Genomic DNA, 25,258 nt, shown 5'->3' with positions numbered 1-25,258 from the left:
GCCGGCTCAGCGGTCGCGGGGGGCCCGGGCCTCCGGGTTGTGCCAGAGGACCTGGGGCGGGCCGAGGAGGCGTTCGGCCGTGGTGGCGGGGCGGGTGGCGAAGCGGCCGACGGTCGGCAGGGTGTCGTGGTGGACGCGGTCCGGGTCGGTGCCCAGTTCCTCCAGGACCTCCCCGACCTCCGTGTGGAAGGCGGGCGGCCCGGCGAGGTACACGTCGTGGGCCGGCCAGTGGACGCAGGCGCGCAGGGCCTGGAGCAGCCGCTCGGTGGCCTGGTCGCGGCGCTGGCGGGGCGCCGAGGTGATGTAGGTGACGCTCAGGCGGGGGAGGCGTTCCCTCAGGAGTTCGAGGTCGTCGCGCCCGTACAGGTACTCCTTGGCGCGGGCCACGACGAACAGCCGGCCTTCGAGTTCCGGCTCGGTCTCGGCCGCCTCCTCCAGGAGGGCCTTCACCGGCGCCCAGCCCGTACCCGCGCATATGTAGGTGCGCAGCCCGCCCGGCTCCGTCCGCGCGGTGAGTGCGCCGCCGGGGGCGCTGAGCCGCAGGAAGTCGCCCGGGCCGGTCTCCTCGACGAGCGCGGTGCTCATCGCGCCGCCCGGGATGCGGCTCACGTGCAGGTCGACCGTGCCGTCCGGGCGGGGCGCGTTGGCGAGGGAGTAGGTGCGCCAGACGCGGGGCACGCGCAGCGAACTGACGCTGACGTACTGCCCGGGGAGGTACGGCAGGGGGCGGCGGGGGTGGAGGGTGAGGACGGCGAGGTCCTCGCCGAACCGCTGGTGCCGGACGACGTCCGCGTCCCACCAGGACGGCTCGCCGGCCGCGGCCGCCTCGTCGGCGCCGGCCAGCATCAGGTCGGAGACCAGGCCGTACGCCTCGGACCACGCCTTCTCCGCCTCCCTCGTCCAGGCGGAGCCGGCGGCGTGCGCGAAGGCGGCGAGCAGGCTCCCGCCGACGGCGGCGTACAGCGCGGGTGAGGCGAGGAACTTGCGGTGGTCGCGCCCCAGCTGTCCCAGGTAGGCGGCGAGACCGGGGTCCTCCAGGTGCGTCACGACATGGGTGAGCGCCGCGAAGAGCCGGTCGCGCTGCGGCTGCATCTCCTCGGGGAAGAGCTCGCGCATGGCGGGGTTGTTCCAGAAGAGGTGCGAGTAGAAGAAGGTGACGGCTTGTTCGGCGCGTCTCTCGACGACGGCGAACGTAGCTCTGAGCAGCTGGGGATCCACCGACATGAATCTAGGGCACGACCTGTACCCCTTGATCACAGGTTCTCCACGAACGTGCCCTCCGGAGCGGACCTGTACGGTCGTGGCGTGAGCACAACCCCCGGCCCCGCCCCCTCGCCCGAGCTCTTCACCTGGGAGTTCGCAAGCGATCCGTACCCCGCCTACGCCTGGCTGCGGGAGCACGCGCCGGTGCACCGGACGACGCTGCCCAGCGGCGTCGAGGCATGGCTCGTGACCCGGTACGCCGACGCCCGCCAGGCCCTCGCGGACCAGCGGCTCTCCAAGAACCCGGCGCACCACGACGAGTCCCCGCACGCGAAGGGGAAGACGGGCATCCCGGGCGAGCGCAAGGCCGAGCTGATGACCCACCTGCTCAACATCGACCCGCCCGACCACACCCGGCTGCGGCGGCTCGTGTCGAAGGCGTTCACCCCGCGCCGGGTCGCCGAGTTCGCACCGCGCGTGCAGGAGCTGACCGACCGGCTCATCGACTCCTTCGCCGAGCGGGGGAGCGCCGACCTGATCCACGAGTTCGCGTTCCCGCTGCCGATCTACGCGATCTGCGACCTCCTCGGCGTGCCGCCGGAGGACCAGGACGACTTCCGGGACTGGGCGGGGATGATGATCCGCCACGGCGGCGGGCCGCGCGGCGGGGTCGCGCGCTCGGTGAAGAAGATGCGCGGCTATCTCGCCGAGCTGATCCACCGCAAGCGCGAGGAGTCCGGCGAGGACCTCATCTCGGGGCTCATCAGGGCCTCCGACCACGGCGAGCACCTCACCGAGAACGAGGCCGCCGCCATGGCCTTCATCATTCTGTTCGCCGGTTTCGAGACGACCGTGAACCTCATCGGCAACGGGGTCTACCAGCTGCTGCGCCACCCCGGAGAGCGCGAGCGGCTCCAGGCGTCGATCGTGGCGGGGGAGCCGGGGCTGCTGGAGACCGGTGTCGAGGAACTGCTGCGGTACGACGGGCCGGTGGAGATGGCGACCTGGCGGTACGCGACGCGGGCGCTGACGATCGGCGGTCAGGAGATCCCGGCGGGGGACCCGGTCCTCGTCGTGCTCGCCGCGGCCAACCGCGACCCGGCGCGGTTCGCGGGGGCGGACACGCTGGACCTCGGCCGGCGCGACAACCAGCACCTCGGGTACGGGCACGGCATCCACTACTGCCTGGGCGCGCCCCTGGCCCGGCTGGAGGGGCAGACCGCGCTCGCGACGCTGCTGACGCGCCTGCCGGACCTGCGACTTGCCGTCGATCCGGACGAACTGCGGTGGCGTGGTGGGCTCATCATGCGGGGATTGCGCACGCTTCCGGTGGAATTCTCCACTTCCGCCCCCCGGAAGTGAACTGACACCGCATCAGAAATGTGATCTTCACGTGATCGGGGGTCCATCGACTTGTGACGAGCGTTCGAATACCGCTACGTTTCGCCGCAGTCTCAGCCGTCACGCGAAAGGCGCTTCTATGCGTTCCGGGAACGGACGACACCGTCGCCCCCGTCAGGCCCCCGCCCTCGTCGTCGCCGCCGGTGTGACCGGATCCGCGATGGCGCTGCCGCTGCTCGCCACGGGGTCCGCCTCCGCCGCCGACGCCGCCACCTGGGACCGGGTCGCCGAGTGCGAATCCGGTGGCCAGTGGAGTGCCAACTTCGGCAACGGGATGTACGGCGGCCTCCAGTTCACCCAGGACAGCTGGGAGCGGAACGGTGGCCTGGCCTACGCCCCCAGCCCCGACCTGGCCAGCCGCGCCCAGCAGATCGCGGTGGCCGAGAAGGCCCTTGCCAAGGGCAGCACCGAGTGGGCCACCTGCGCGCCGATCGCCGGCCTGACCAACGACGGCAAGGCCACCGGGGTGGACCCCGGACCGACGGCCGTCCCGACGACCCCCGCCGGGCCGGTCGCCGAGTCGAACCGGACCTCCGGCCTCCCCGCGGGCTCCGCCGGCGCCTTCCGGCCCGCCGGGACGCCGAAGGGCGCGAAGGCCGCCACGGCCGCGCCCAGCGCGCCCGCCGTCCCCGAGGACCCGAACGCCTCGGTCACCCCGACCGCGCCGGTCACCCCGGACGCGTCCACGACCCCGGGCGCGCCGACGACCCCGGTCACGCCCGACACGTCCGTTACGCCCGGTACGCCCGTCTCTCCCGACGCGACCGAGGGTGACGCGTCGTCGGCCACGCCCGGATCCGGCAAGCACCGGGGCGAGGCCGCTCCGGAGGAAACCGGCAAACCGGGCACTTCGGCAGAATCAGGCAAGCATGCCTCCAAGGACAAGTCGGCCGAAAGTCCCGCGTCGGCGCCCTCGACTGACGGCGTGAAGAATTCGGACGCAACGGACACTCAGGACACTTCGGGCGAGTACACCGTGCAGCCCGGCGACAGCCTGTCGGACATCGCGCGGTCGAACGAACTGCCCGGCGGCTGGACGGCCCTCTATGACGCCAACCGGCGGACGGTAGGCGCCGATCCGGACCTGATCCTGCCTGGTCAGAGCCTTGAGCTGACGGCGGATCCGGTCACGACGGCAGGGTAGTTCGGGGCTGTATGTCCGGTTCTGGGCAAGTGAGACATGGGTCTCTTCGCCTCAACTGGCGTGTCCTGTCCGTAACCTTTGCCTCCGTCACCTCTCACCTGCGCAAACGCCCCCCACCGGAGGGCAAGTAGGGGCGATATTTCCGCAATGAGCCTCTTTGAACTTCCGGTGGGTCTGTGTCTACGGTCGTAACCGCTCGCCACCGCGGGCCCCGTCGACCGAAACGCCGAATCCTGCCGTCGGCCGATGGGAACAGTCGTCGCGTCAGCGCCGAAGGCAGGAGCGGGGGACCCAAGGTAAGTGCCGGCCCCGGCCGTTGAGACAGACGGCCGACGATCGGCTTGGGGTGAAGTCGCGTGCAAGGACACGCGGCCGGGCAACTCATTGGCCCGAACCCGACAGCTCACCTCGCAGGCGTCGGTGAGGAGAATCTCCATGCTGTTTTCCGGCAAGGGCAAACACCGTCGTCCCTCCAAGGCCACCCAGGTCGCCACGCTCGTCGGCGTCACCGGTGTCGCCGTCGCCGCCCCGCTGATGACCGCGGGCACCGCCTCGGCCGCCACGGTCTCCGAGTGGGACCGGGTCGCCCAGTGCGAGTCCGGCGGCAACTGGGCCATCAACACGGGCAACGGCTACTACGGCGGCCTGCAGTTCTCGTCGTCCACCTGGGCCGCGTACGGCGGCACCGCCTACGCCCCCAACGCCCACCAGGCGTCGAAGTCGCAGCAGATCACCGTCGCCGAGAAGGTCCTCGCGGGCCAGGGCAAGGGTGCCTGGCCGAGCTGTGGCGTGGGCCTCTCCCGCACCACCTACACCGGTGGCGCCGCGGCCCCCGCCCCCGAGCGCAAGGTCTCGCAGCCGACCACCCGCAGCGAGCAGCGCCAGGTCCCCAAGAAGGTCACGACCCCGCAGACCCCGCGGAAGGCGACCACCCCGAAGACCGTCACCACCCCGGCCGGCGTGACGGTGAAGAAGGGCAACGGCGAGTACCAGGTCAAGCCCGGCGACACCCTCGGCACCATCGCCCGGGCGCACGGCGTCCAGGGCGGCTGGGCGAAGCTCTTCGAGCTGAACAAGGACGTCGTCGACGACGCCGACCTGATCTACGTGGGCCAGCAGCTCCGCCTCAAGTGAGCCAGGCGACCCTCCCGCGGTGACCACCCCGGTCCGGCGTGCCCTCCCCCGTGCACGCCGGACCGGGGTTCCGCCGTGTATAGGGGGAAGTGTTCGGGACATCCTGCGGTTACCGCCCAGTAGATCTGGGGCCCTTCATCCCGAGATGCGTGCCCTTGGGTCCTTTTTCGTCCCAGGGTGCGGGCGCCCGGCGGGCGGGAGCCCCCGAGCCGGTTAGGCTCTTGTCGCAAGGCCAAGCGACCCTGCACCGACCTTGCGTCACATCCAGCGTCACATCCCAGAAGGAGATGCTCGTGCCGTCCATCGACGTCGTCGTAGCCCGGGAAATCCTGGACTCCCGAGGCAACCCCACGGTCGAGGTCGAGGTCGGCCTCGACGACGGCAGCACCGGTCGTGCTGCTGTTCCGTCCGGCGCCTCCACCGGTGCCTTCGAGGCCATCGAGCTCCGCGACGGTGACCCCAACCGTTACCAGGGCAAGGGTGTCGAGAAGGCCGTCCTCGCCGTCATCGAGCAGATCGGCCCGGAGCTCGTCGGCTACGACGCCACCGAGCAGCGCCTGATCGACCAGGCCATGTTCGACCTGGACGCCACGGAGAACAAGGGCTCGCTCGGCGCCAACGCCATCCTCGGCGTCTCCCTCGCCGTCGCGCACGCCGCCGCCGAGGCCAGCGACCTGCCGCTCTTCCGTTACCTCGGCGGCCCGAACGCGCACCTGCTGCCCGTTCCGATGATGAACATCCTCAACGGTGGGTCGCACGCCGACTCCAACGTGGACATCCAGGAGTTCATGATCGCCCCGATCGGCGCGGAGTCCTTCTCCGAGGCCCTTCGCTGGGGTGCGGAGATCTACCACACCCTCAAGGGCGTGCTGAAGCGCAAGGGCCTCTCCACCGGCCTCGGCGACGAGGGCGGCTTCGCCCCGAACCTGGAGTCGAACCGCGCCGCCCTGGACCTCATCATCGAGGCCATCAAGGAGGCCGGCTACGCCCCGGGCACCGACGTCGCGCTCGCGCTCGACGTCGCCGCGTCCGAGTTCTACAAGGACGGCGTCTACGAGTTCGAGGGCAAGTCCCGCTCGGCCGCCGAGATGACCGAGTACTACGAGGAGCTCGTCTCCGCGTACCCGATGGTCTCCATCGAGGACCCGCTGTACGAGGACGACTGGGCCGGCTGGAAGGTCCTCACCGACAAGCTGGGCGCCAAGGTCCAGATCGTCGGCGACGACCTCTTCGTCACCAACCCGGAGCGCCTCGCCCGCGGCATCGAGGAGGGCACCGCGAACGCCCTCCTGGTCAAGGTCAACCAGATCGGCTCGCTGACCGAGACCCTGGACGCCGTCGAGCTGGCCCAGCGCAACGGCTTCAAGTGCATGATGTCCCACCGCTCCGGCGAGACCGAGGACGTCACCATCGCCGACCTCGCCGTCGCGGTGAACTGCGGTCAGATCAAGACCGGCGCCCCGGCCCGCTCGGACCGCGTCGCCAAGTACAACCAGCTGCTGCGCATCGAGGAGATCCTCGACGACGCCGCGGTCTACGCCGGCCGCAGCGCCTTCCCGCGCTTCAAGGGCTGACAGCGTCACACCCGGTAGTTCCGTCCGTCCCCGCACTCGGTCCCGTACCGTGTGCGGGGACGTCCGCGTGAACAGGGGAGGCGACACGACATGGCCGCGAAGGACCGGGACCGGTTCTCGACCGCGACCCGGATCAGGCTGCTCGGCGAGCAGACCGCCGCCCGTGTCTACCGCTCCCAGACCCGCCGTCAGGCCCGCCGCTCCCGGCTCACCGGCCGTGCGGCCTTCCTCGCGCTGGTCGTCTGCTCCCTCGTCGTGGCCCTCGCCTATCCCATGCGGAGCTACGTCTCCCAGCAGGGCGAGATCGCCGAACAGGAGCGCAGGGCCGCCGAGGCCGCCCGGCGGGTCGAGGAGCTCAGGGACGAGAAGGCCCGCCTCCAGGACCCGGCCTACGTCCGCCGCCTCGCCCGCGAACACCTGCACTACCTGCTGCCCGGCGAGACCGGCTTCACCGTGGACGACCCCGACGCGGAGCAGCGGCCCCGCACCGACCAGGGAGCGGCCGACCGCCCCTGGTACGACAACCTCTGGGACGGCGTCGACCGCGCCGACCGCCCCTGACCAGGCCGCTTGGTGGCCGACCCGACACACGAACAAGGCAGACATGGAAACGCCCCCTCCGCAGACCGAACGCACCGAGCCCACCGAGAAGGACATCGCCGCCTTCGAGCTCCAGCTCGGCCGGCCGCCCCGCGGCCTGCGCGCCATCGCGCACCACTGCCCGTGCGGCAACCCGGACGTCGTCGAGACCGCGCCGCGGCTCCCCGACGGCACCCCGTTCCCGACGACGTACTACCTCACCTGCCCCCGGGCGGCCTCGGCCATCGGCACCCTGGAGGCCAACGGGGTCATGAAGGAGATGCAGGCCCGGCTCGCCACCGACCCGGAGCTCGCCGCCGCCTACCGGGCCGCGCACGAGGACTACATCGCCCGCCGGGACGCCATCGAGGTCCTGGAGGGCTTCCCGAGCGCCGGCGGCATGCCGGACCGGGTCAAGTGCCTGCACGTCCTGGTCGGCCACTCGCTGGCCGCCGGCCCGGGCGTGAACCCGTTCGGCGACGAGGCCCTCGCGATGCTGCCGGAGTGGTGGGCGAAGGGCCCCTGCGTCACCCCGTGCGCCGACAAGGAAGCCGGCAAGGACGCCGACGGGGAAGAGGGGCGGGGCGAGTGACCCGGGTCGCCGGAATCGACTGCGGTACGAACTCCATCCGCCTCCTCGTCGCCGACGTCCACCCCGAGACGGGCGACCTCGTCGAGCTGGACCGGCGGATGACGATCGTCCGGCTCGGCCAGGGCGTCGACAAGACGGGCCGGCTCGCCCCGGAAGCACTGGAGCGCACCTTCGCGGCCTGCCGCGAGTACGCCGGGATCATCAGGGACCTGGGCGCCGAGCGGCTCCGCTTCGTCGCCACCTCCGCCTCCCGGGACGCCGAGAACCGCGAGGACTTCGTGAACGGGGTCGTGGAGATCCTCGGCGTCGAGCCCGAGGTGATCACCGGCGACCAGGAGGCCGCGTTCTCCTTCACCGGCGCCACCGGCGAGCTGCACGGCATGGAGACGTACCTCGTCGTGGACATCGGCGGCGGCTCCACCGAGTTCGTCACCGGCAACAGGCACGTCGAGGCCGCCCGCTCGGTCGACGTCGGCTGCGTCCGGCTCACCGAGCGGCACGTGCGCCACGACCCGCCGACCGCCGAGGAGGCCGACGCGATCCGCGCCGACGTGCGGGCCGCGCTCGACCTGGCCGCCGAGACCGTGCCGATCACCTCGGCCGGGACCCTCGTCGGGCTCGCCGGCTCGGTCACCACGGTCGCCGCGATCGCCCTCGGGCTCACCGAGTACGACTCGACGAAGATCCACCACGCGCGGATCTCCGCCGGGCAGATCGCCGAGGTCACCGAGCGGCTGCTCTCCTCCACGCACGCGGAGCGGGCCGCGATCCCCGTCATCCACCCCGGCCGGGTCGACGTGATCATCGCCGGGGCGCTCGTCCTGCGGGAGATCGTCGAGCGGGTCGGAGCCCACGAGGTCGTCGTCAGCGAGCACGACATCCTCGATGGGATCGCCCTATCCGTGGCATAGCGGGCATCTATCGAGCCTCCCGGCGACATCCCGTCGGGAAAGTTCGTGAAGTTCTTCACAAGGAAAAGGGCCCTGATGGCGCCCGAGGGGGGTCTTTAGCCCCTTCGAGGGGCGCCGCAGGGCCCTTTCGCAGGCGCGGAGGCCGATTCGCTCGATGTTTCCATCGCGTGAACGGGTCCCTCGGTTCAGCGTTAACGGGCCCTCTCCAGGCCAGTTCACGGGGGGTGAACAACGTTCACCAGTGCACCCCGGTTCCTTTGCAGCACCATGACGTGGATCACGTGGGCGGCGGAGTGTAGCAGAGGTGCCCCCGAACCTTGTGAAGGGGCGCACGAGCACCCCCCTCAGCAGGGGTGGATACTCGATCCCATGAGCACCACGGAGCGTCCCAGGATCCTCGTAGTAGGCGGCGGGTACGTAGGCCTGTACGCAGCTCGGCGCATCCTCAAGAAGATGCGCTATGCGGAGGCGACCGTCACGGTCGTCGACCCGCGGTCGTACATGACCTACCAGCCCTTCCTCCCCGAAGCCGCCGCCGGCAGCATCTCGCCGCGTCACGTCGTCGTCCCCTTGCGACGCGTCGTCCGCGGAGCCGAGGTGCTCACCGGTCGGGTCACCACCATCGACCAGGACCGCAAGGTCGCCACGATCGCGCCGCTCGTCGGCGAGGCGTACGAGCTGCCGTTCGACTACCTGGTCATCGCCATGGGCGCGGTCTCCCGCACCTTCCCGATCCCCGGCCTCGCCGAGCAGGGCATCGGCATGAAGGGCATCGAGGAGGCCATCGGCCTGCGCAACCACGTCCTCGAGCAGCTCGACAAGGCCGACTCGACGACCGACGAGGAGGTCCGCCGCAAGGCGCTGACCTTCGTCTTCGTGGGCGGCGGCTTCGCCGGCGCGGAGACCATCGGCGAGGTCGAGGACCTGGCCCGCGACGCCGCGAAGTACTACCAGAACGTGTCGCGCGAGGACATGCGCTTCGTCCTGGTCGACGCGGCCGACAAGATCCTCCCCGAGGTGGGCCCGAAGCTCGGCCAGTACGGCAAGGAGCACCTCGAGGGCCGCGGTATCGAGATCTACCTCGAGACCTCGATGGACTCCTGCGTCGACGGCCACGTCGTGCTGAAGAACGGCCTCGAGGTCGACTCCAACACGATCGTGTGGACCGCCGGCGTGAAGCCGAACCCGGCGCTCTCCCGCTTCGGTCTGCCGCTCGGCCCCCGCGGCCACGTGGACTGCAACGAGAAGCTCCAGATCAACGGCCTCGACTACGCCTGGGCCGCGGGCGACAACGCCCAGGTCCCGGACATGGTCGGCCGCAAGGCGGGCAACCCGAACGCCTGGTGCCCGCCGAACGCCCAGCACGCGCTGCGCCAGGCCAAGGTCCTCGGCGACAACGTGGTGGCCGGCATGCGCGGCTTCCCGCAGAAGGAGTACAGCCACGCCAACAAGGGCGCCGTGGCCGGACTCGGTCTGCACAAGGGCGTCGCGATGATCGTCGTGGGCAAGGTGAAGATCAAGCTCAAGGGCCGTCTCGCCTGGTACATGCACCGTGGCTACCACGGCATGGCGATGCCGACCTGGAACCGCAAGATCCGCGTCTTCGCCGACTGGACCCTCGCGATGTTCCTCAAGCGCGAGGTCGTCTCCCTGGGCGCCATGGAGACCCCCCGCGAGGAGTTCTACGAGGCCGCCAAGCCCGCCCCCGCGCCGGCCGCCCCGGCCCAGGAGAAGGCCAAGGCTTCCTAAGGCACCCGCAGCACCCGCAGTACCCCCCGCAAGGGCCGTCCGCCATCCGTGGTGCGGACGGCCCTTCGCGTGTTTTGCCGACTTGTTGCGCTGCGGCGGGACTGCAAACGCCTACGGACGGTGTTCCCTTGGTGACGAGCATTTCTGGGGCACGAGATCACGGAGGTGTGCACCATGGCCGACGCCGCGTCGCGGCTGACGACACTCGCCGAGGAGCTGCTGGGTCAACCGCTCCCCCTACGCCTGCGAGCCTGGGACGGCAGCGAAGCCGGCCCCGCCGGCGGCCCCGTCCTGATCGTCCGCGACCGCCGCGCCCTGCGGAGGATGATCTGGAAACCCGGCGAACTGGGCCTGGCCCGCGCCTGGGTGGCCGGCGAGATCGACGTCGAGGGCGACCTGTACGACGCCCTGGACCGGCTCTCGGGCCTGCTCTGGGAGCGCGGGGAGGACACCAGGAGCCTGCTGGACTCCGTACGCGACCCCCGGCTCCGCGCCGCCGCCGGCACGCTGCTCCGGATCGCCGGCCCCCTGCCGCCGCCGAAGCCGCCGGCCGAGGAGATCCGCGGCCGCAGCGGCGGCCGGCACACCCGGCGCCGCGACAAGCAGGCGATCAGCCACCACTACGACGTGGGCAACGACTTCTACGAGCTGGTCCTCGGCCCGTCGATGGTCTACTCGTGCGCCTACTGGACCGAGGACGGGACCCTGGAAGACGCCCAGCGCGACAAGCTGGACCTCATCGCCCGCAAACTGAACCTCCGGGAGGGCGACCGGCTCCTCGACGTGGGCTGCGGCTGGGGCTCCATGGCCCTGCACGCCGCCCGCGAGTACGGCGCCAAGGTCGTCGGCATCACCCTCTCCCGCGAACAGGCCGCCTACGCCCGCAAACGGATCGCCGAAGAGGGCCTCACCGACCGGATCGAGATCCGGGTCCAGGACTACCGGGACGTCGCCGACGGCCCGTACGACGCGATCTCCTCGATCGGCATGGCCGAGCACGTCGGCGCCGTGCGGTACCGGGAGTACGCCGACACGCTGTACGGGCTCCTCAGGCCCGGCGGACGGCTCCTCAACCACCAGATCTCCCGCCGCCCCGAACCCGACGAGGGGGCGTACGAGGTCGACCCGTTCATCGACGCGTACGTCTTCCCCGACGGCGAACTCGCCCCCATGGGACGGACCCTGTCCACCCTGGAGGACGCCGGCTTCGAGGTCCGGGACGTCGAGGCGATCCGCGAGCACTACGCCCTCACCCTGCGCCGCTGGGTGGCCAACCTGGAGCGTGACTGGGACCGGGCGGTCCGGTTCACCTCGCCCGGCCGGGCCAGGATCTGGCGGCTCTACATGGCCGCCTCGGCCGTCTCCTTCGAGCGCAACCGGATCGGCGTGAACCAGTTCCTCGCCGTGCGGACCCCGGTGTCGGGGAAGAGCGGCACGGCGCTGCGGCCGCGCGTCTGGAACGAGAAGCGGGACTGACACGCCGAAGGGCCGGCCTCCCCCGAGGGGAGACCGGCCCTTCGCGCGCCCGCGGCTACTCGGCCTTGATGGCGGAGAGCATGTTCAGCCTGGCCGCGCTGCGGGCCGGCCACAGCGAGGCGAGGACGCCGACCAGGGCCGCCAGGACCAGGAAGAGACCGATCCGGTCCCAGGGCAGGACCAGGGCGTAGCCCGGCAGGCTGCTCTTGAACGTCTCGCCGATCGCCCAGCCGAGGAACGAGCCGAGGCCGATGCCGACGACCGCGCCGAACACCGAGATGACCACGGCCTCCAGACGGACCATCCGCTTCACACGGCGCCGGTCGAGACCGATCGCCCGCAGCATGCCGATCTCCTGCTGGCGCTCGAAGACGGACATCGCGAGGGTGTTGACGACACCCAGGACGGCGATGATCAGGGCCATGCCGAGCAGGCCGTACATGATGTTGAGCATCATGTTGATCGGGCCGCCGAAGGAGTCGCGGATGTCCTTGTGGTCCATCACCGTGATCGCCGGGTTGTCGCCCATGGCCTTCGACAGGGCCTGCTCGTGGGCCGCGCTCGCGCCGCCGTCGGTGGAGACGAAGATCTGGCGGATCTCCGCCTGCTCCTCGTGCGCGGTGACCAGCGCGTGGTCGGCGAGGACCGGCGAGACGAACTCGTTGGCCTCGTAGACCGCGCCGACGGTCAGCTTGCCCTTCTGCTTGTCGAGGTACTCGACCGGGACGCTGTCGCCGACCTTCAGGCCGCGCTTCGCGGCGACGTCGTCGTCGACGGCGATCGTGTTCCCGCCGAGGGAGTCCAGCGAACCCTTCACGACGTCCAGCTTGAGGACCTTGCCGATGTCGCCGGGGGTGACGCCGGAGACCGAGACGTACGAGCCCTTCAGCTCGAAGGCGCCCGCCTGCTGCGGGGAGAGCGCGGTGACGCCGGGTGCCTTCTCCAGGGCGGTCAGCGCCTCCTGGCTCAGACCGTTGCCGCTGGCCATGGAGACCATGTAGTCGGCCTTGATCTGGTCGGTCGTCACCTTGTCGAGGGCCGAGCCGACGGTCGCGCCGAGCACCGAGAGGCCGGTGACGAGGGTCAGGCCGATGGCGAGCGCGGAGGCGGTGGCGCCGGTGCGGCGCGGGTTTCGGACCGCGTTGAGGCCGGCGAGCTTGCCGGAGACCCCGAAGAGGTTCACGAAGACCGGGCGGATCACGGCGATCACCGGCCGGGACAGGAACGGGATCAGCACGATCACACCGATGAGGGTGAGGAACGCGCCGCCCGCGATGAGCATGCGGCCGTCGTCGCCGCCCTTGCCCGCGCCGAGCACGATCAGCACGACACCGATCGCGGTGAGCGCGGCGCCGAGGGAGTTCCGGACGACGAGCGACTTGGTGCTCGCGGCGGCGTGGACGCTGCTCATGGCGGCGACCGGCGGGATCTTCGCGGCGCGGCGGCCGGGCAGCCAGGCGGCGAGCATCGTGATCAGGACGCCGACGGCGAAGGCGCTGACGGCCGGGGTGGCGCCGAGGACGAGGTCGCCGGCCGGGACCTTCATGTCGAAGGCGCTCATGGCCGAGCGGAGTCCGACGGCCAGGCCGATGCCGAGGACGTAGCCGACGGCGGAGGCGAGCAGGCCGACGAGGCCGGCCTCGGCGAGGACGGAGCGGGTGATCTGCTTGCGCGAGGCACCGACCGCGCGCATCAGGGCCAGTTCCTTGGTGCGCTGGGCGACCAGCATGGTGAAGGTGTTGGAGATCAGGAAGATGCCGACGAAGAGCGCGATGCCGGCGAAGCCCAGGAGGACCTGGTTGAGCGCGCCGAGGCCGGACTCGATCTGCTGGGCCTGCTCGTCGGCGAGGGCCTGGCCGGTCTGCGCGGTGGCCGACTTCGGGACGACCTTCAGGACCTCGGCGAGGAGCTTGTCGGCGTCCGCGCCGGGGGCGGCGGTGACGGTCATGCTCTGGAAGTAGCCGGGCTTCAGGTAGAGCTTCTGGGCGACGGCGGTGTCGAAGACGACCAGGCTGCCGCCGGCGTTGACGGCGCCGTCCTCGGTGGTGAAGACACCGGAGAGGGTGTACTCCTTCACCGGGCCGTTGGTGGCGACGCGGACGGTGTCGCCGACCTTGTAACCGCCCTTGTCGGCGGTGTCCTTGTCGAGCGCGATCTGGCCGGCTTCGGCCGGGCCCGCGCCCGTGGTGAAGACGTACGAGCGGTCCTTGCCGTCCTTGCCGGGGGCGAAGTTGGTGCCCTTGTTCGACCAGCCGCTGCCGATCAGCTTGCCGTCCTTGTCGGGCACACCGGCGAAGCCGTCGACGCGGGGGGCGACGGAGACGACCCCGTCGAGCTTCGCGACCTTGTCGACGTCCTGCCGGGAGAGGCCGGGGGCCTTCCGGGCCTCCTCGGGGTTCGGGTACATGTCGACGGCGACGGCGACGTCGTCGTAGCTCTTCGCCGACTGGTTGCGGAAGGCGCTGGAGAGGGTGTCGGTGAAGACGAGGGTGCCGGAGACGAAGGCCACGCCGAGCATCACGGCGAGGACGGTCATCAGCAGTCTCGCCTTGTGCGCGAGGACGTTGCGCAGGGCGGTACGGAACATGGGTGTGTCCTGGAGGAAGGGGAGGGAGGGCGGCGGGCGGGGGTGCGGCGGTGCCGCCGTCTCAGCTCGTGCGGCCCTTGGCGTCGAATGCCTTCATCCGGTCGAGGACGCCGTCCGCCGTGGGGCGGAGCATCTCGTCGACGATCCGGCCGTCCGCGAGGAAGATCACGCGGTCCGCGTAGGCGGCGGCCATGGCGTCGTGGGTGACCATGACGACGGTCTGGCCCAGTTCGCGGACCGAGTTGCGCAGGAAGCCGAGGACCTCGGCGCCGGAGCGGGAGTCCAGGTTTCCGGTCGGCTCGTCACCGAAGATGATCTCGGGGCGGGAGGCCAGGGCGCGGGCCACGGCCACGCGCTGCTGCTGGCCGCCGGAGAGCTCGCCGGGCCGGTGGCTCAGCCGGCCCGAGAGACCGAGCATGTCGATGACCTGCTGGACCCACTGCTTGTCGGGCTTGCGGCCGGCGATGTCCATCGGCAGCGTGATGTTCTCCAGGGCGGTCAGGGTCGGCAGCAGGTTGAACGCCTGGAAGATGAAGCCGATCTTGTCCCGGCGCAGCTGGGTGAGCTGCTTGTCCTTCAGGGTGGACAGCTCGGTGTCGCCGATGCGCACCGAGCCGGAGGAGAAGGAGTCCAGGCCGGCGACGCAGTGCATCAGCGTCGACTTGCCGGAGCCGGAGGGGCCCATGATCGCGGTGAACTCGCCCTGCCGGAAGTCGACGGTGACATGGTCGAGCGCGACCACCTGGGTCTCGCCCTGTCCGTAGACCTTCGACAGATCCGTGGCGCGGGCGGCCACCGCGGTGGCGCGGGACACGGTGGGGGTGGTGGTCACGAGGAGGACTCCTGTCACTGCGGGGCTGTTGCGGGAACCCCTCCATCGTGTCGGGCGTTTCGGCCGGGAGCGTCCGTCCACGTGCCCGTTCCCGGGGCCCTCTCGAGTCTGACCGGAGGGCCGGCCGGTCCTCCTGAGGTATGACGGGGGCCCTGAGAGCCCCGCTGTGCGGGGCTTTCGGCGGAGGTGACAGAAGTGCGACGACTTTTCGTCATTCCCAGGGGTGCGGCTTTGCGCCTGCGACCCCTGTCACAGTTCGGTGAAAACGCCCCGACCTGCACTGACGCACCCTCAGACGTCAATAAAATAAGACAACATCGGGCCGATGTTCCGCTGAACGGGGGAAGCGTCCCGATAGGCTCCTGTGCCAACGCGGAGCTTCGCGTCGACGCCCGGATGGTGGAACGCAGACACGGCGAGCTTAAACCTCGCTGGCCTTTGGCCGTACCGGTTCGAGTCCGGTTCCGGGCACCACCGGGCCCAGGCGGGTGCCTGTGGCCCGGCGGAGCCTTCACGGGCCGGCCGGTGGCCGACGGAGATCGGTAGCTGGCGGAAAAAGATCCTCCCCGAGCACTAGGGAGTTTCTTTTGCCTACGCATTACTCTTGACGCAAGACCGCGCCGTGCGGTCTTGCCATGGAGGAGTGAGATGAGGAGCAGCAACCCGGTCTTCTCGCGACGGGGGTTCAGCCGCGACACCGGCTACGCGGGTGTCAACGCGCAGCAGCCGCAGGCCGGGGGCCCCGCCGTCGGAACCAACCCGTACGCCACCGGCAACCCGTATGCCGAGGGTGCGACGAACCCCTACGCGACCAACCCGTACGCGCCGCAGGACACCCAGTTCGGGGCCCCGCAGCAGACGCGCGGCAACGTGATGACGATCGACGACGTCGTGAGCCGTACGGCCATGACGCTCGGCACGGTCGTGCTCACCGCCGTCCTGTCCTGGCTGCTGCTGCCGGTCGACCCGGCGAACCTCGGCAAGTCCTACGGCATCGCCATCGGCGCCGCCCTGGTCGCCCTGGTGCTGTCGCTCGTGCAGTCCTTCAAGCGCAAGCCGTCGCCGGCGCTGATCCTGGGTTACGCGGCCTTCGAGGGTGTCTTCCTCGGCGTGATCTCGGCCGCCGTGTCGACGTACATCGCCGACGGCGTGGTCATCCAGGCGGTCCTGGGCACGATGGCGGTCTTCGCCGGCGTGCTCATCGCCTACAAGCTGGGCTGGATCCGCGTCAACCGGCGCTTCTACGGCTTCGTGATGGCCGCCGCGATGGGCTTCATGCTGCTCATGGTCGCCAACCTGCTGTTCGCGGTCTTCGCCGGCGGTGACGGCCTCGGCTTCCGCAGCGGCGGTCTCGGCATCGTCTTCGGCATCGTCGGTGTCATCCTCGGTGCCTGCTTCCTCGCCCTCGACTTCAAGCAGGTCGAGGACGGCGTGACCTACGGTGCGCCGCGCGAGGAGGCATGGCTGGCCGCCTTCGGTCTCACCATGACCCTGGTGTGGATCTACCTGGAGATGCTGCGTCTGCTGTCGATCCTGCAGGGCGACGACTGACGCACCCCCTGACTCGGGGGAAGGGCCCGTCCGGCTTCGTGCCGGGCGGGCCCTTTCGCGTGTGCTCAGGAAGGCCGTGCCGCGTCGAGGAGGACGCGGGCCGCCGCCTTCGCCTGGGCGGCGGGCCCGGGGGAGCCGGTGATGCCCGCGACGGCCATGGCGCCGTTGGCGAGCAGGGCCAGCTGGTCGGCGAGGAGGGGCGGGGCGCCGAGGGCGTCTGTCTGCTCGGCGAAGTACGCCCGCAGGGCCTCCTTGTGGTCGCGGGCGATCACGGCGACCTGCGGGGCGACCCCGCCCAGCTCTCCGAAGGCGTTGATGAACGCGCACCCCCGGAACTCCGGCTCGGCGAACCAGCCGGCCAGCCAGTCGAAGACCGCGAGAGCCCGCTCGTACGGCCCGTCGGCGGCCTCGGCGCCATGGGCGGTCAGGGCGGACCGCACGGCCTCGTCGCGGCGCCTGAGGACGGCCTCGACCAGGAGTTCCTTGGAGGGGAAGACCTGGTAGAGCCGCTTGAGGGAGACCCCGGACGCGGTGCGGATGGCGTCCATGCCGACGGACTGCACCCCGCGTTCGTCGAAGAGCCGTTCCGCGGTGTCGAGCAGCTTCAGCTCGGCGGTTTCCGCGTCCATCGTCCGATCACCCCTTGCGTGGAGAACCATCGTTCTCGTAGTCTACAGGGCATCGGGAGAACGATCGTTCTCCTCATGGAGACCGGAAACGGGGAGTCAGTCATGTCCGCCTTCGCCCAGCGCGCCCACACCGTCACCGTCGACGGGCTCGACGTCTTCTATCGGGAGGCCGGCGACCCGGCCAACCCCACCCTCGTCCTGCTGCACGGGTTCCCGTCCAGCTCGCACATGTACCGGGGACTCCTGGCCGAGCTCGCCGACTCGTACCATCTGATCGCCCCCGACCACATCGGCTTCGGCGCCTCCGCCGCACCGGCCGTCGAGGACTTCGCGTATGGCTTCGAGAGGCTCACCGAGATCACGCTCGGGCTCCTCGACCGGCTGGGCGTGGAGCGCTTCGCGCTCTACATCCAGGACTACGGCGCCCCGATCGGCCTGCGGATCGCCTCCCGGCACCCCGAGCGCGTCACCGCGATCGTCAGCCAGAGCGGCAACGCCTACCGGGAGGGCTTCACGCCCTTCTGGGACGTGCTCTTCGCCCACGCCGAGGACCGCGCCGCGAACGAGGCCGCGGTGCGGGAGCTGCTGACCGCCGAGGCCACCCGCTGGCAGTACACCCACGGCGTGCCCGCCGACCGGCTCGACCGGATCGCCCCCGAGACCTGGACCCTGGACCAGGCCGGCCTCGACCGGCCCGGCAACAAGGAGATCCAGCTCCAGCTGTTCTGGGACTACCAGTTCAACCTGGACGGCTACCCGGCCTTCCAGGAGTACTTCCGCACCCACCGGCCGCCGCTGCTCGCGGCCTGGGGGCGCGGTGACGAGATCTTCGGGCCAGCCGGCGCGGAGGCGTTCGCCCGCGACCTGCCGGACGCCGAGATCCACCTCCTGGACGCCGGGCACTTCGCCCTGGAGACGCACGGAGAGGAGATCGCCGGACTCGTCCGCGACTTCCTCGGCCGGCATGTGAAGTGATCCGCCGGGGCGGGGCCGGCGCGCGGCTCAGAGCAGTCTGCGCGCCGCCCGCCGCAGGTCGTACTCGTGGAGGATCGCCTTGGCGTGGCCGTACGCGAGGTCGTGCGCCCCGCGGAGCCAGTTCACCCGCTCCTCGAAGCGGAGGAGGGAGGGCCCCTCCTCGACGGTGCGCATCCAGTCGGCGATCTCACGGCCGGTGCGGCGCGGGATGCGGGCCAGCATGTTGCGGTGGGTCTCCGCGGAGAAAGTCTGGGACATCGGCGCCTCCGGACGCGTCGTACCGTGTGCTCCTCGTGTTCTTCCCGTCACCGTGCCCAAGGGTTCGCCCGTTGGCAAGGGGCCCGGGACGGCGCGTAGGGTCGCGGGGTGCGCGATACGAGTGAACTGACCGCCGCCGTCGAGCGCTTCGCCGACCGGCTGCGGACCGCCCCGCAGAGCCGGCTCCAGCGTGGTGCCGCCGCCGAGGGACTGGCCCTGGCCCGCGAACTGGCGGCGCGCGCCCAGCGCGCCGAGGAGCCCGGACGGGAGCCGAGGGCCATGCCGGACGCGGGGGTCTTCACCGTCGCCGACCAGCTCCTCGTCGCCGGCAACGACCTCGCCGAGATCATGCGAACGGCCCCGGACGGCTCCCGTGAGGGGGAGCTCGGCGAGGCCGTGGGGCTGGTTCGGGAGGCGATGGAGCGCGCGGGGCTGTAGGACGCGGTGTCCCGGCCCCCGGCGCCCCGCTCAGAGCGAGGCGATCACGCGGTCCGCGAGGATGTAGACGTTCTCCTCGTCGTTGTCGCCGTACGAGAAGGTGAGGGCGAAGGCGCCCGAGACACCCGAGCCGCCGAGCAGGACCGGGGTCCGGCCGGAGCGCAGGGCCTCCGCGAGGAGCTCCGCGGTCTCCCGGTGGCCGGGGGTCATGCAGAGCGTGGTGCCGTCCGCGAAGACGTACACGTCCAGGGTGCCGAGCGGGCCGGGGCGCACGTCGGTGAGCGCCGTGCGGGTGTCGGCGAGCTCCTCCAGGCGGGCCACCGTCCGCTCGTGGTCGGTGACGACCGGCGTCTGGACCGGCACGAAGTCCGGGTGCGAGGGGTGCCGGCGGCGGGCCGCGGCGAGCTCCGCCGAGTCCTCGGGGTACTCGTCCAGCGCGTCGGGGCCGTCGAGCGCGGCCGCCTCGGCCTCCATGGCCTCCAGGGCCATCGCCTCCAGGCCGGCGAAGTCGGCCTGGCGCGGCACGAAGAAGGCGCCGTCGTCCGCCGGGCCGCCGAAGCCGCCGAGCAGCGACGGGGCGTCGGCGGCGTCCCGGGCCTCCTGCGCGGCCCAGAAGGCCCGCGCCTCGGCGAGCTCGCGCTCGCGCTCCTCGGCCAGCGCCTCCGCGACCGCGGCCCGTATCTCGGCGACGGGCGTGCGGGCGGCGGGCACGGTGATGCCGTGGCCGGCGGCCAGCTCGCCGCGGAGGGCGGTGACCTCCTTGCGGAGACCGCGGACGGCGTGCAGGGCAGCAGCGCCCACGGCCGTGGCAGCGGCCGTGGTCAGCAGCAGGGCAAGAGACATGGCGCTCACTGACGTACTCCCGATTCCGAGTCGATCCCCCGACTTCCTACATCAGCTTGTCCTGGGACGGGGCAGGCTGTCAGTGCATTACGTCACGAATTGGACAGGTATTTCTGCCATGTGTTTAGTCCCGAACCGGCTCTGACCTGGGAAAACGAACTCCCCCGGGACGTAGGTCACATCCTGGGGGAGATTCGGTCACGGCTCGGACGCGGAGCGGTTAGCCGCCGGGCGCCCGGGAGAGGCGCGGGTCGGCTTCAGGGCCGCTCCGCCACGGCTCAGCTCAGGCGCTCGATGACCATGGCCATGCCCTGGCCGCCGCCGACGCACATGGTCTCCAGGCCGAACTGCTTGTCGTGGAACTGGAGGCTGTTGATCAGCGTGCCGGTGATCCGGGCGCCGGTCATGCCGAAGGGGTGGCCGACGGCGATCGCGCCGCCGTTGACGTTCACCTTGTCCAGGTCCAGGCCCAGGTCCTGGTAGGACGGGATGACCTGGGCGGCGAACGCCTCGTTGATCTCGGCGAGGTCGATGTCGCCGATGGTCAGGCCGGCGCGCTTGAGGGCCTGCTTCGACGCCTCGACCGGGCCGAGGCCCATGATCTCGGGGGAGAGGCCGGAGACGCCGGTGGAGACGATCCGGGCCAGCGGGGTCAGACCGAGCTCGGCGGCCTTGGTGTCCGACATGATCACCAGGGCGGCGGCGCCGTCGTTCAGCGGGCAGCAGTTGGCGGCGGTGACCAGGCCGTCGGGGCGGAAGACCGGCTTGAGGCCCTGCACGCCCTCCAGGGTGACGCCGGCGCGCGGGCCGTCGTCCGTCGAGACGACGGTGCCGTCCGGCAGCGTCACGGGGGTGATCTCGCGCTCCCAGAAGCCGTTCTTGATGGCCTGCTCGGCGAGGTTCTGCGACCGTACGCCGAACTCGTCCATCTCCTGGCGGCTGATGCCCTTCAGGCGGGCCAGGTTCTCGGCGGTCTGGCCCATCGCGATGTACGCGTCGGGGACGATGCCGTCCTCGCGCGGGTCGTGCCAGGTGGAGCCCTCGGAGGCGGCGACCTCGACGGTGCGGGCCTCGGCGTCGGCGAAGTAGGGGTTGTGCGTGTCCGGCAGGGAGTCGGAGTTGCCCTTCACGAAGCGGGACACCATCTCGACACCGGCCGAGATGAAGACGTCGCCCTCGCCCGCCTTGATCGCGTGCAGCGCCATCCGGGAGGTCTGCAGCGAGGAGGAGCAGTAGCGGGTGATCGTGCAACCCGGCAGGTGGTCCATGCCCATCCGCACGGAGACGATCCGGCCCAGGTTGTTGCCCTGCTCGCCGCCGGGCAGACCGCAGCCCAGCATCAGGTCGTCGATGTCGCGCGGGTCCAGCTCGGGCACCTTGGCCAGGGCGGCCTGGACGATGGTCGCGGTGAGGTCGTCCGGCCGCAGGTCCTTGAGGGAGCCCTTGAAGGCCCGGCCGATGGGCGAGCGGGCGGTCGAGACGATCACGGCTTCGGGCATCACGGCTCCATGAGGGTGCGGAATGGGCGGACTGAAAGGGAAGTTACCCGTACGTACCGCAGGGGTCACCGCTCAGGCGGTGTGACGCGGGCCTCTTTTCTAAGCGAGCGCTCAGTTGGCCGGGGTCTCCGCCGCCGTGGCGGTGTCCGCGGCCCCGCTCGCGGGCCTCTTCGCGACCCCCTCGCCGACCCCCTCCGAAGTCGCCCCGGCCGCTCCCTCCGCCACCGGCAGCCGCCGCCTGCGCCGGTGCTTCAGCAGCGCCCACGGGGCCCGGGCGCCCGTCACCTCGGTGCCCGCCTCCCGCGCCGCCTCGGCCGCCGCCTTGGCGACCGGCAGCATGTTCTCGTGACGGGCGGGCTCCAGGCGGTCCGCCTCCGGCCAGACGCCGAGGACCGCGCACAGGGTCGGCAGGACGGCCATCGCCGCCGTCGCGTACCCCTCCGCCGACGGGTGGAAGTTGTCGACCCCGAACATCTCGCGCGGGTTCGCCGCGAACTCGGGGCCCAGGAGGTCGCCCAGCGACACCGTCCGCCCGCCCTGCTCCACCACCACGATCGTCTGCGCCGCCGCCAGCTGCCGCGAGGCCCGCCGGGCCAGCCAGCGCAGCGGCTGGTAGACCGGCTCGATGGTGCCCAGGTCCGGGCAGGTCCCGACCACCACCTCGACCCCCGCCGTCCGCAGCCGCCGCACCGCCGCCGAGAGGAGCCGCACCGACTCCGTCGGCGCCGTCCGGTGCGTCACGTCGTTCGCCCCGATCATGATCACGCACACGTCCGGCGGGCCGAGCGGCTGCGTGATCAGCAGCGACACCTGGCGCTCCAGGTCGTCCGAGCGCGCCCCCGAGAGCGCCACGTTCCGCAGCACCACCGGCCGCTCCGCCACCGCCGCGAGCCCCGAGGCGAGCAGCGCGCCCGGCGTCTGACCCGAGCGGCGCACTCCCTGCCCCGCCGCCGTGGAATCACCCAGAAGGGCCAGCCGCAGGGGGTCCTCCGTGCCGAAGGCGCGGCCGTACAGGCCGTCCGCCCCCGGAGGCAGCGGCGCCGCCCCGTCCCCGACCGTCCGCTTCGCGAGCTGCATCTCGGCCAGCAGGACCCCCACCGCCGCCACCCCGAGCAGGCCGATGCTCCCGCCGCCGTACGCCGCACCCGCCGCGATCCGGCGCGCCACCCTCGCCCTCGACATGGGGCCGTCACCTCCTTCAAGCCGTTGGGTCCGTCGAGCGGTACCAGGTCCTTCAAGCCGTTCAGGGTCTAACTGCCCCGTAACCCGCTCCGACTACGCATACGCTTGCCACACCATTACGGAGACCCCGGAGATTACGGTGCAATTCCACGACTCGATGATCAGCCTCGTCGGCAACACCCCGCTGGTGAAGCTCAACAACGTCACAGCGGGTATTCAGGCGACCGTCCTGGCCAAGGTCGAGTACTTCAACCCCGGCGGCTCGGTCAAGGACCGGATCGCCGTGCGGATGATCGAGGCGGCAGAGCAGAGCGGCGAGCTCAAGCCCGGCGGCACCATCGTCGAGCCCACGTCCGGCAACACCGGCGTCGGCCTGGCGATCGTGGCCCAGCAGAAGGGCTACAAGTGCATCTTCGTCTGCCCCGACAAGGTGTCCCTCGACAAGATCAACGTGCTGCGGGCGTACGGCGCCGAGGTCGTCGTCTGCCCGACCGCCGTCGACCCCGAGCACCCCGACTCGTACTACAACGTGTCGGACCGGCTGGTCCGTGAGACCCCGGGGGCGTGGAAGCCCGACCAGTACTCCAACCCGAACAACCCGCGCTCCCACTACGAGACCACCGGTCCGGAGCTCTGGGAGCAGACGGACGGGAAGATCACGCACTTCGTGGCGGGCGTCGGCACCGGCGGCACTATCTCCGGCACCGGCAACTACCTCAAGGAGGCCAGCGGCGGCTCCGTCAAGGTCATCGGCGCCGACCCCGAGGGCTCCGTCTACTCGGGCGGCTCGGGCCGTCCGTACCTGGTCGAGGGCGTCGGCGAGGACTTCTGGCCCACCGCGTACGACCGGAACGTCACCGACCGGATCGTCGCCGTGTCCGACAAGGACTCGTTCCAGATGACCCGCCGCCTCGCCAAGGAGGAGGGCCTCCTCGTCGGCGGCTCCTGCGGCATGGCGGTCGTCGCCGCCCTGGAGGTCGCCAAGGAGCTCGGCCCCGACGACGTCGTGGTCGTCCTGCTGCCCGACTCCGGCCGCGGCTACATGTCGAAGATCTTCAGCGACGAGTGGATGGCCGGCCACGGCTTCCTGGAGGACACCTCCTCCGCCACCGTCGCCGACGTCCTGCGGCACAAGGAGGGCGTCATGCCCTCCCTCGTCCACATGCACCCGGACGAGACCGTCGGCCAGGCCATCGAGGTGCTGCGCGAGTACGGCGTCTCCCAGATGCCCATCGTGAAGCCCGGCGCCGGCCACCCCGACGTCATGGCCGCCGAGGTCGTCGGCTCGGTCGTCGAGCGCGAGCTGCTCGACGCGCTCTTCACCCAGCGCGCCTCCCTGGAGGACCCGCTGGAGCGCCACATGAGCTCCCCGCTGCCGCAGGTCGGCTCGGGCGAGCCGGTCGCCGACCTCATGTCCGTCCTGGGCGACGTCGCCGACGCCGCGATCGTGCTGGTCGAGGGCAAGCCGACCGGTGTCGTCAGCCGCCAGGACCTGCTGGCGTTCCTGGCCAACGGCGGCGCGAAGTAGTACGTGAAACTGGTTCTTCGTACAACCGGTACGAGCGTGACACGTGCGCGCAGCACCGGCTTAACACGCGTCCGGCACATTGGTGGTTGTCGGCGTCACGGACTTCCGGAGCGGCTCCCGGGTCTCCACAGACGTCGCGGACGCGGAGACCGGCCCTGACCCGGGCCCGTGTCCCTCGCGGGGACCGCCGTCGTCCCGCCCCCCGGTAACGGGGGTGCGGCGGTCCCCGCGGTCCACTTTCCCGGGCGCGGTACGCGCTGGCCCTCTCCTCACCCCCCTGCATATCCTTATGCAGAGTTATTGGCGGGTGAATAGGGAGGGGGCGGCATGAGCGACAGCCCGGCCGGTCGGCTGCAGGCGCTCTTCGAGGGGCACCGGCTGACGCCGACGCAGCGGCGGATCGCCCACTGCATGGTGCGGCGCGCCGGGGATGTGCCGTTCCTGTCCAGCGTCGAACTCGCGGAGCTCGCCGGCGTCAGCCAGCCCTCCGTCACCCGGTTCGCCGTCGCCCTCGGCTTCGACGGGTACCCGGCGCTCCGCCGCCATCTGCGGGAGGTCGCGCCCCCCGAACCCGGCGGCGTCGACGGCCGACAGCACAACGAGTACCAGCAGGCCGTGCTCGCCGAGATCGAGAACCTCCGGCACCTCGCCGGACTGCTCGCCGACCCCGCGCCCGTCGTGCGGGCCGGCCGGCTGCTCGCCGGCTCCCGCCCGCTGCCCGTCATCGGCCTGCGGGCCGCCTCCTCGCAGGCGCGCGGCTTCGCCTACTTCGCCGCCAAGGTGCACCCCGACGTCCGCCTCCTCGACGAGGGCGGCTCGATGCTCACCGACCGCGTCGACGCGGCCGTACGGGCCGGGGCCACGGCCCTGCTGTGCTTCGCGCTGCCCCGGCACGCCCGTGAGGTCGTCGAGGCGCTGGAGTACGCGCGGGCCGCCGGGCTCGCGGTCGTGACCGTCGCCGAGTCGGCGTTCGCGCCCGTCGCCGCCCACAGCGACCTGCTCATCCCGGCCGCCGTCGGCACCGGACTCGCCTTCGACACCGCCTGCGCGCCGATGATGCTCGGCCGGGTCCTCCTGGAGGCCATGGCGGACGAACTCCCGGACGCTCAGGCGCGCCTGGAGGAGTTCGACTCGAAGGCGGCGGCGCGGGGCCTGTTCGTGGAGTAGTCCGCG

Annotated in this window: 22 protein-coding genes, 1 tRNA gene and 1 riboswitch; of the genes, 15 read left to right on the top strand and 8 right to left on the bottom strand. The window is 71.2% G+C overall.

Annotation, left to right across the window (positions count from 1 at the left end; all coding sequences use genetic code 11):
* Window positions 1–6: 6 nt before the first annotated feature.
* A complete protein-coding gene (locus ACFVZH_RS22135; protein WP_384899409.1) occupies window positions 7–1,218 on the bottom strand; it encodes a globin domain-containing protein in 1,212 nt (403 codons plus the stop codon).
* A gap of 87 nt (window positions 1,219–1,305) precedes the next feature.
* Between ACFVZH_RS22135 and ACFVZH_RS22130 the strand changes: the two genes are divergently transcribed.
* The 9 genes from ACFVZH_RS22130 to ACFVZH_RS22090 all read left to right on the top strand — a co-directional run bounded on the left by ACFVZH_RS22130 (window position 1,306) and on the right by ACFVZH_RS22090 (window position 11,763).
* The gene (locus ACFVZH_RS22130; RefSeq protein ID WP_384899407.1) at window positions 1,306–2,565 is read left to right on the top strand and encodes a cytochrome P450; all 1,260 of its coding nucleotides are present in this window, start codon (window positions 1,306–1,308) and stop codon (window positions 2,563–2,565) included.
* A 118-nt stretch (window positions 2,566–2,683) separates the two neighbouring features.
* Complete coding sequence (locus ACFVZH_RS22125) at window positions 2,684–3,748, top strand: transglycosylase family protein (protein WP_384899405.1); 1,065 nt, start codon at window positions 2,684–2,686, stop codon at window positions 3,746–3,748.
* A gap of 258 nt (window positions 3,749–4,006) precedes the next feature.
* Window positions 4,007–4,180, top strand: a riboswitch (cyclic di-AMP (ydaO/yuaA leader).
* Between the two features lie 3 nt (window positions 4,181–4,183).
* Entirely contained in the window at window positions 4,184–4,882 is a 699-nt protein-coding gene (locus ACFVZH_RS22120; RefSeq protein WP_384899403.1) for a transglycosylase family protein, read from the top strand.
* Between the two features lie 287 nt (window positions 4,883–5,169).
* Entirely contained in the window at window positions 5,170–6,456 is a 1,287-nt protein-coding gene (gene eno, locus ACFVZH_RS22115) for a phosphopyruvate hydratase (RefSeq protein ID WP_384899401.1), read from the top strand.
* A 90-nt stretch (window positions 6,457–6,546) separates the two neighbouring features.
* Window positions 6,547–7,017: a septum formation initiator family protein gene (locus ACFVZH_RS22110; protein ID WP_384899399.1), complete on the top strand. Its 471-nt coding sequence runs from the start codon at window positions 6,547–6,549 to the stop codon at window positions 7,015–7,017.
* Window positions 7,018–7,060: 43 nt separating this feature from the next.
* Entirely contained in the window at window positions 7,061–7,627 is a 567-nt protein-coding gene (locus ACFVZH_RS22105) for a DUF501 domain-containing protein (RefSeq protein WP_384899397.1), read from the top strand.
* The gene (locus ACFVZH_RS22100; protein ID WP_384899395.1) at window positions 7,624–8,538 is read left to right on the top strand and encodes an exopolyphosphatase; all 915 of its coding nucleotides are present in this window, start codon (window positions 7,624–7,626) and stop codon (window positions 8,536–8,538) included. The genes ACFVZH_RS22105 and ACFVZH_RS22100 overlap by 4 nt, the downstream gene beginning before the upstream one ends.
* Window positions 8,539–8,907: 369 nt before the next feature.
* Entirely contained in the window at window positions 8,908–10,287 is a 1,380-nt protein-coding gene (locus tag ACFVZH_RS22095; protein ID WP_384899394.1) for an NAD(P)/FAD-dependent oxidoreductase, read from the top strand.
* A gap of 174 nt (window positions 10,288–10,461) precedes the next feature.
* Complete coding sequence (locus tag ACFVZH_RS22090) at window positions 10,462–11,763, top strand: class I SAM-dependent methyltransferase (RefSeq protein WP_384899392.1); 1,302 nt, start codon at window positions 10,462–10,464, stop codon at window positions 11,761–11,763.
* A gap of 55 nt (window positions 11,764–11,818) precedes the next feature.
* On the opposite strand, the gene ACFVZH_RS22085 is transcribed toward ACFVZH_RS22090, so the two are convergent.
* Together ACFVZH_RS22085 and ACFVZH_RS22080 are read right to left on the bottom strand one after the other, a co-directional pair.
* A complete protein-coding gene (locus ACFVZH_RS22085; protein ID WP_384899390.1) occupies window positions 11,819–14,350 on the bottom strand; it encodes an ABC transporter permease in 2,532 nt (843 codons plus the stop codon).
* A 61-nt stretch (window positions 14,351–14,411) separates the two neighbouring features.
* Window positions 14,412–15,182 (bottom strand): ABC transporter ATP-binding protein, encoded by a 771-nt coding sequence (locus ACFVZH_RS22080; protein WP_384899388.1) that lies wholly within the window; start codon window positions 15,180–15,182, stop codon window positions 14,412–14,414.
* 390 nt (window positions 15,183–15,572) lie between these two features.
* On the opposite strand from ACFVZH_RS22080, the gene ACFVZH_RS22075 reads away from it, so the two are divergent.
* Both ACFVZH_RS22075 and ACFVZH_RS22070 read left to right on the top strand, forming a co-directional pair.
* Window positions 15,573–15,656: transfer RNA gene (locus tag ACFVZH_RS22075), tRNA-Leu, on the top strand.
* Window positions 15,657–15,830: 174 nt separating this feature from the next.
* Window positions 15,831–16,733 carry a Bax inhibitor-1/YccA family protein gene (locus ACFVZH_RS22070; RefSeq protein ID WP_384899386.1) on the top strand — a complete coding sequence of 301 codons (903 nt, stop codon included), beginning with the start codon at window positions 15,831–15,833 and terminating at the stop codon, window positions 16,731–16,733.
* A 65-nt stretch (window positions 16,734–16,798) separates the two neighbouring features.
* Here the strand turns inward: ACFVZH_RS22070 and ACFVZH_RS22065 are convergent, their stop codons facing one another.
* Window positions 16,799–17,362: a TetR/AcrR family transcriptional regulator gene (locus ACFVZH_RS22065; protein ID WP_384899384.1), complete on the bottom strand. Its 564-nt coding sequence runs from the start codon at window positions 17,360–17,362 to the stop codon at window positions 16,799–16,801.
* A gap of 102 nt (window positions 17,363–17,464) precedes the next feature.
* On the opposite strand from ACFVZH_RS22065, the gene ACFVZH_RS22060 reads away from it, so the two are divergent.
* On the top strand, window positions 17,465–18,337 hold the full coding sequence (locus tag ACFVZH_RS22060) for an alpha/beta fold hydrolase (RefSeq protein WP_384899382.1): 873 nt from the start codon (window positions 17,465–17,467) through the stop codon (window positions 18,335–18,337).
* Between the two features lie 27 nt (window positions 18,338–18,364).
* On the opposite strand, the gene ACFVZH_RS22055 is transcribed toward ACFVZH_RS22060, so the two are convergent.
* Complete coding sequence (locus ACFVZH_RS22055; protein ID WP_017241213.1) at window positions 18,365–18,595, bottom strand: DUF4287 domain-containing protein; 231 nt, start codon at window positions 18,593–18,595, stop codon at window positions 18,365–18,367.
* Window positions 18,596–18,703: 108 nt separating this feature from the next.
* Between ACFVZH_RS22055 and ACFVZH_RS22050 the strand changes: the two genes are divergently transcribed.
* Window positions 18,704–19,033 (top strand): hypothetical protein, encoded by a 330-nt coding sequence (locus tag ACFVZH_RS22050; protein ID WP_384899380.1) that lies wholly within the window; start codon window positions 18,704–18,706, stop codon window positions 19,031–19,033.
* 30 nt (window positions 19,034–19,063) lie between these two features.
* Here the strand turns inward: ACFVZH_RS22050 and ACFVZH_RS22045 are convergent, their stop codons facing one another.
* From ACFVZH_RS22045 to ACFVZH_RS22035, 3 genes are all read right to left on the bottom strand, one after another.
* Window positions 19,064–19,876: a hypothetical protein gene (locus ACFVZH_RS22045; RefSeq protein ID WP_384899378.1), complete on the bottom strand. Its 813-nt coding sequence runs from the start codon at window positions 19,874–19,876 to the stop codon at window positions 19,064–19,066.
* 278 nt (window positions 19,877–20,154) lie between these two features.
* The gene (locus ACFVZH_RS22040; protein WP_384899376.1) at window positions 20,155–21,375 is read right to left on the bottom strand and encodes an acetyl-CoA C-acetyltransferase; all 1,221 of its coding nucleotides are present in this window, start codon (window positions 21,373–21,375) and stop codon (window positions 20,155–20,157) included.
* A gap of 111 nt (window positions 21,376–21,486) precedes the next feature.
* Window positions 21,487–22,557: an SGNH/GDSL hydrolase family protein gene (locus tag ACFVZH_RS22035; RefSeq protein ID WP_384899374.1), complete on the bottom strand. Its 1,071-nt coding sequence runs from the start codon at window positions 22,555–22,557 to the stop codon at window positions 21,487–21,489.
* A 139-nt stretch (window positions 22,558–22,696) separates the two neighbouring features.
* Between ACFVZH_RS22035 and ACFVZH_RS22030 the strand changes: the two genes are divergently transcribed.
* Window positions 22,697–24,085 (top strand): cystathionine beta-synthase, encoded by a 1,389-nt coding sequence (locus ACFVZH_RS22030; protein ID WP_384899372.1) that lies wholly within the window; start codon window positions 22,697–22,699, stop codon window positions 24,083–24,085.
* Window positions 24,086–24,412: 327 nt separating this feature from the next.
* Entirely contained in the window at window positions 24,413–25,252 is an 840-nt protein-coding gene (locus ACFVZH_RS22025; RefSeq protein ID WP_384899370.1) for a MurR/RpiR family transcriptional regulator, read from the top strand.
* Window positions 25,253–25,258: the final 6 nt, after the last annotated feature.

Origin of the sequence: Streptomyces sp. NPDC059534, from assembly GCF_042743475.1 — a bacterium.
Classification (GTDB): Bacteria; Actinomycetota; Actinomycetes; order Streptomycetales; family Streptomycetaceae; genus Streptomyces.
This window is presented reverse-complemented; position numbering and strand designations above follow the sequence as displayed.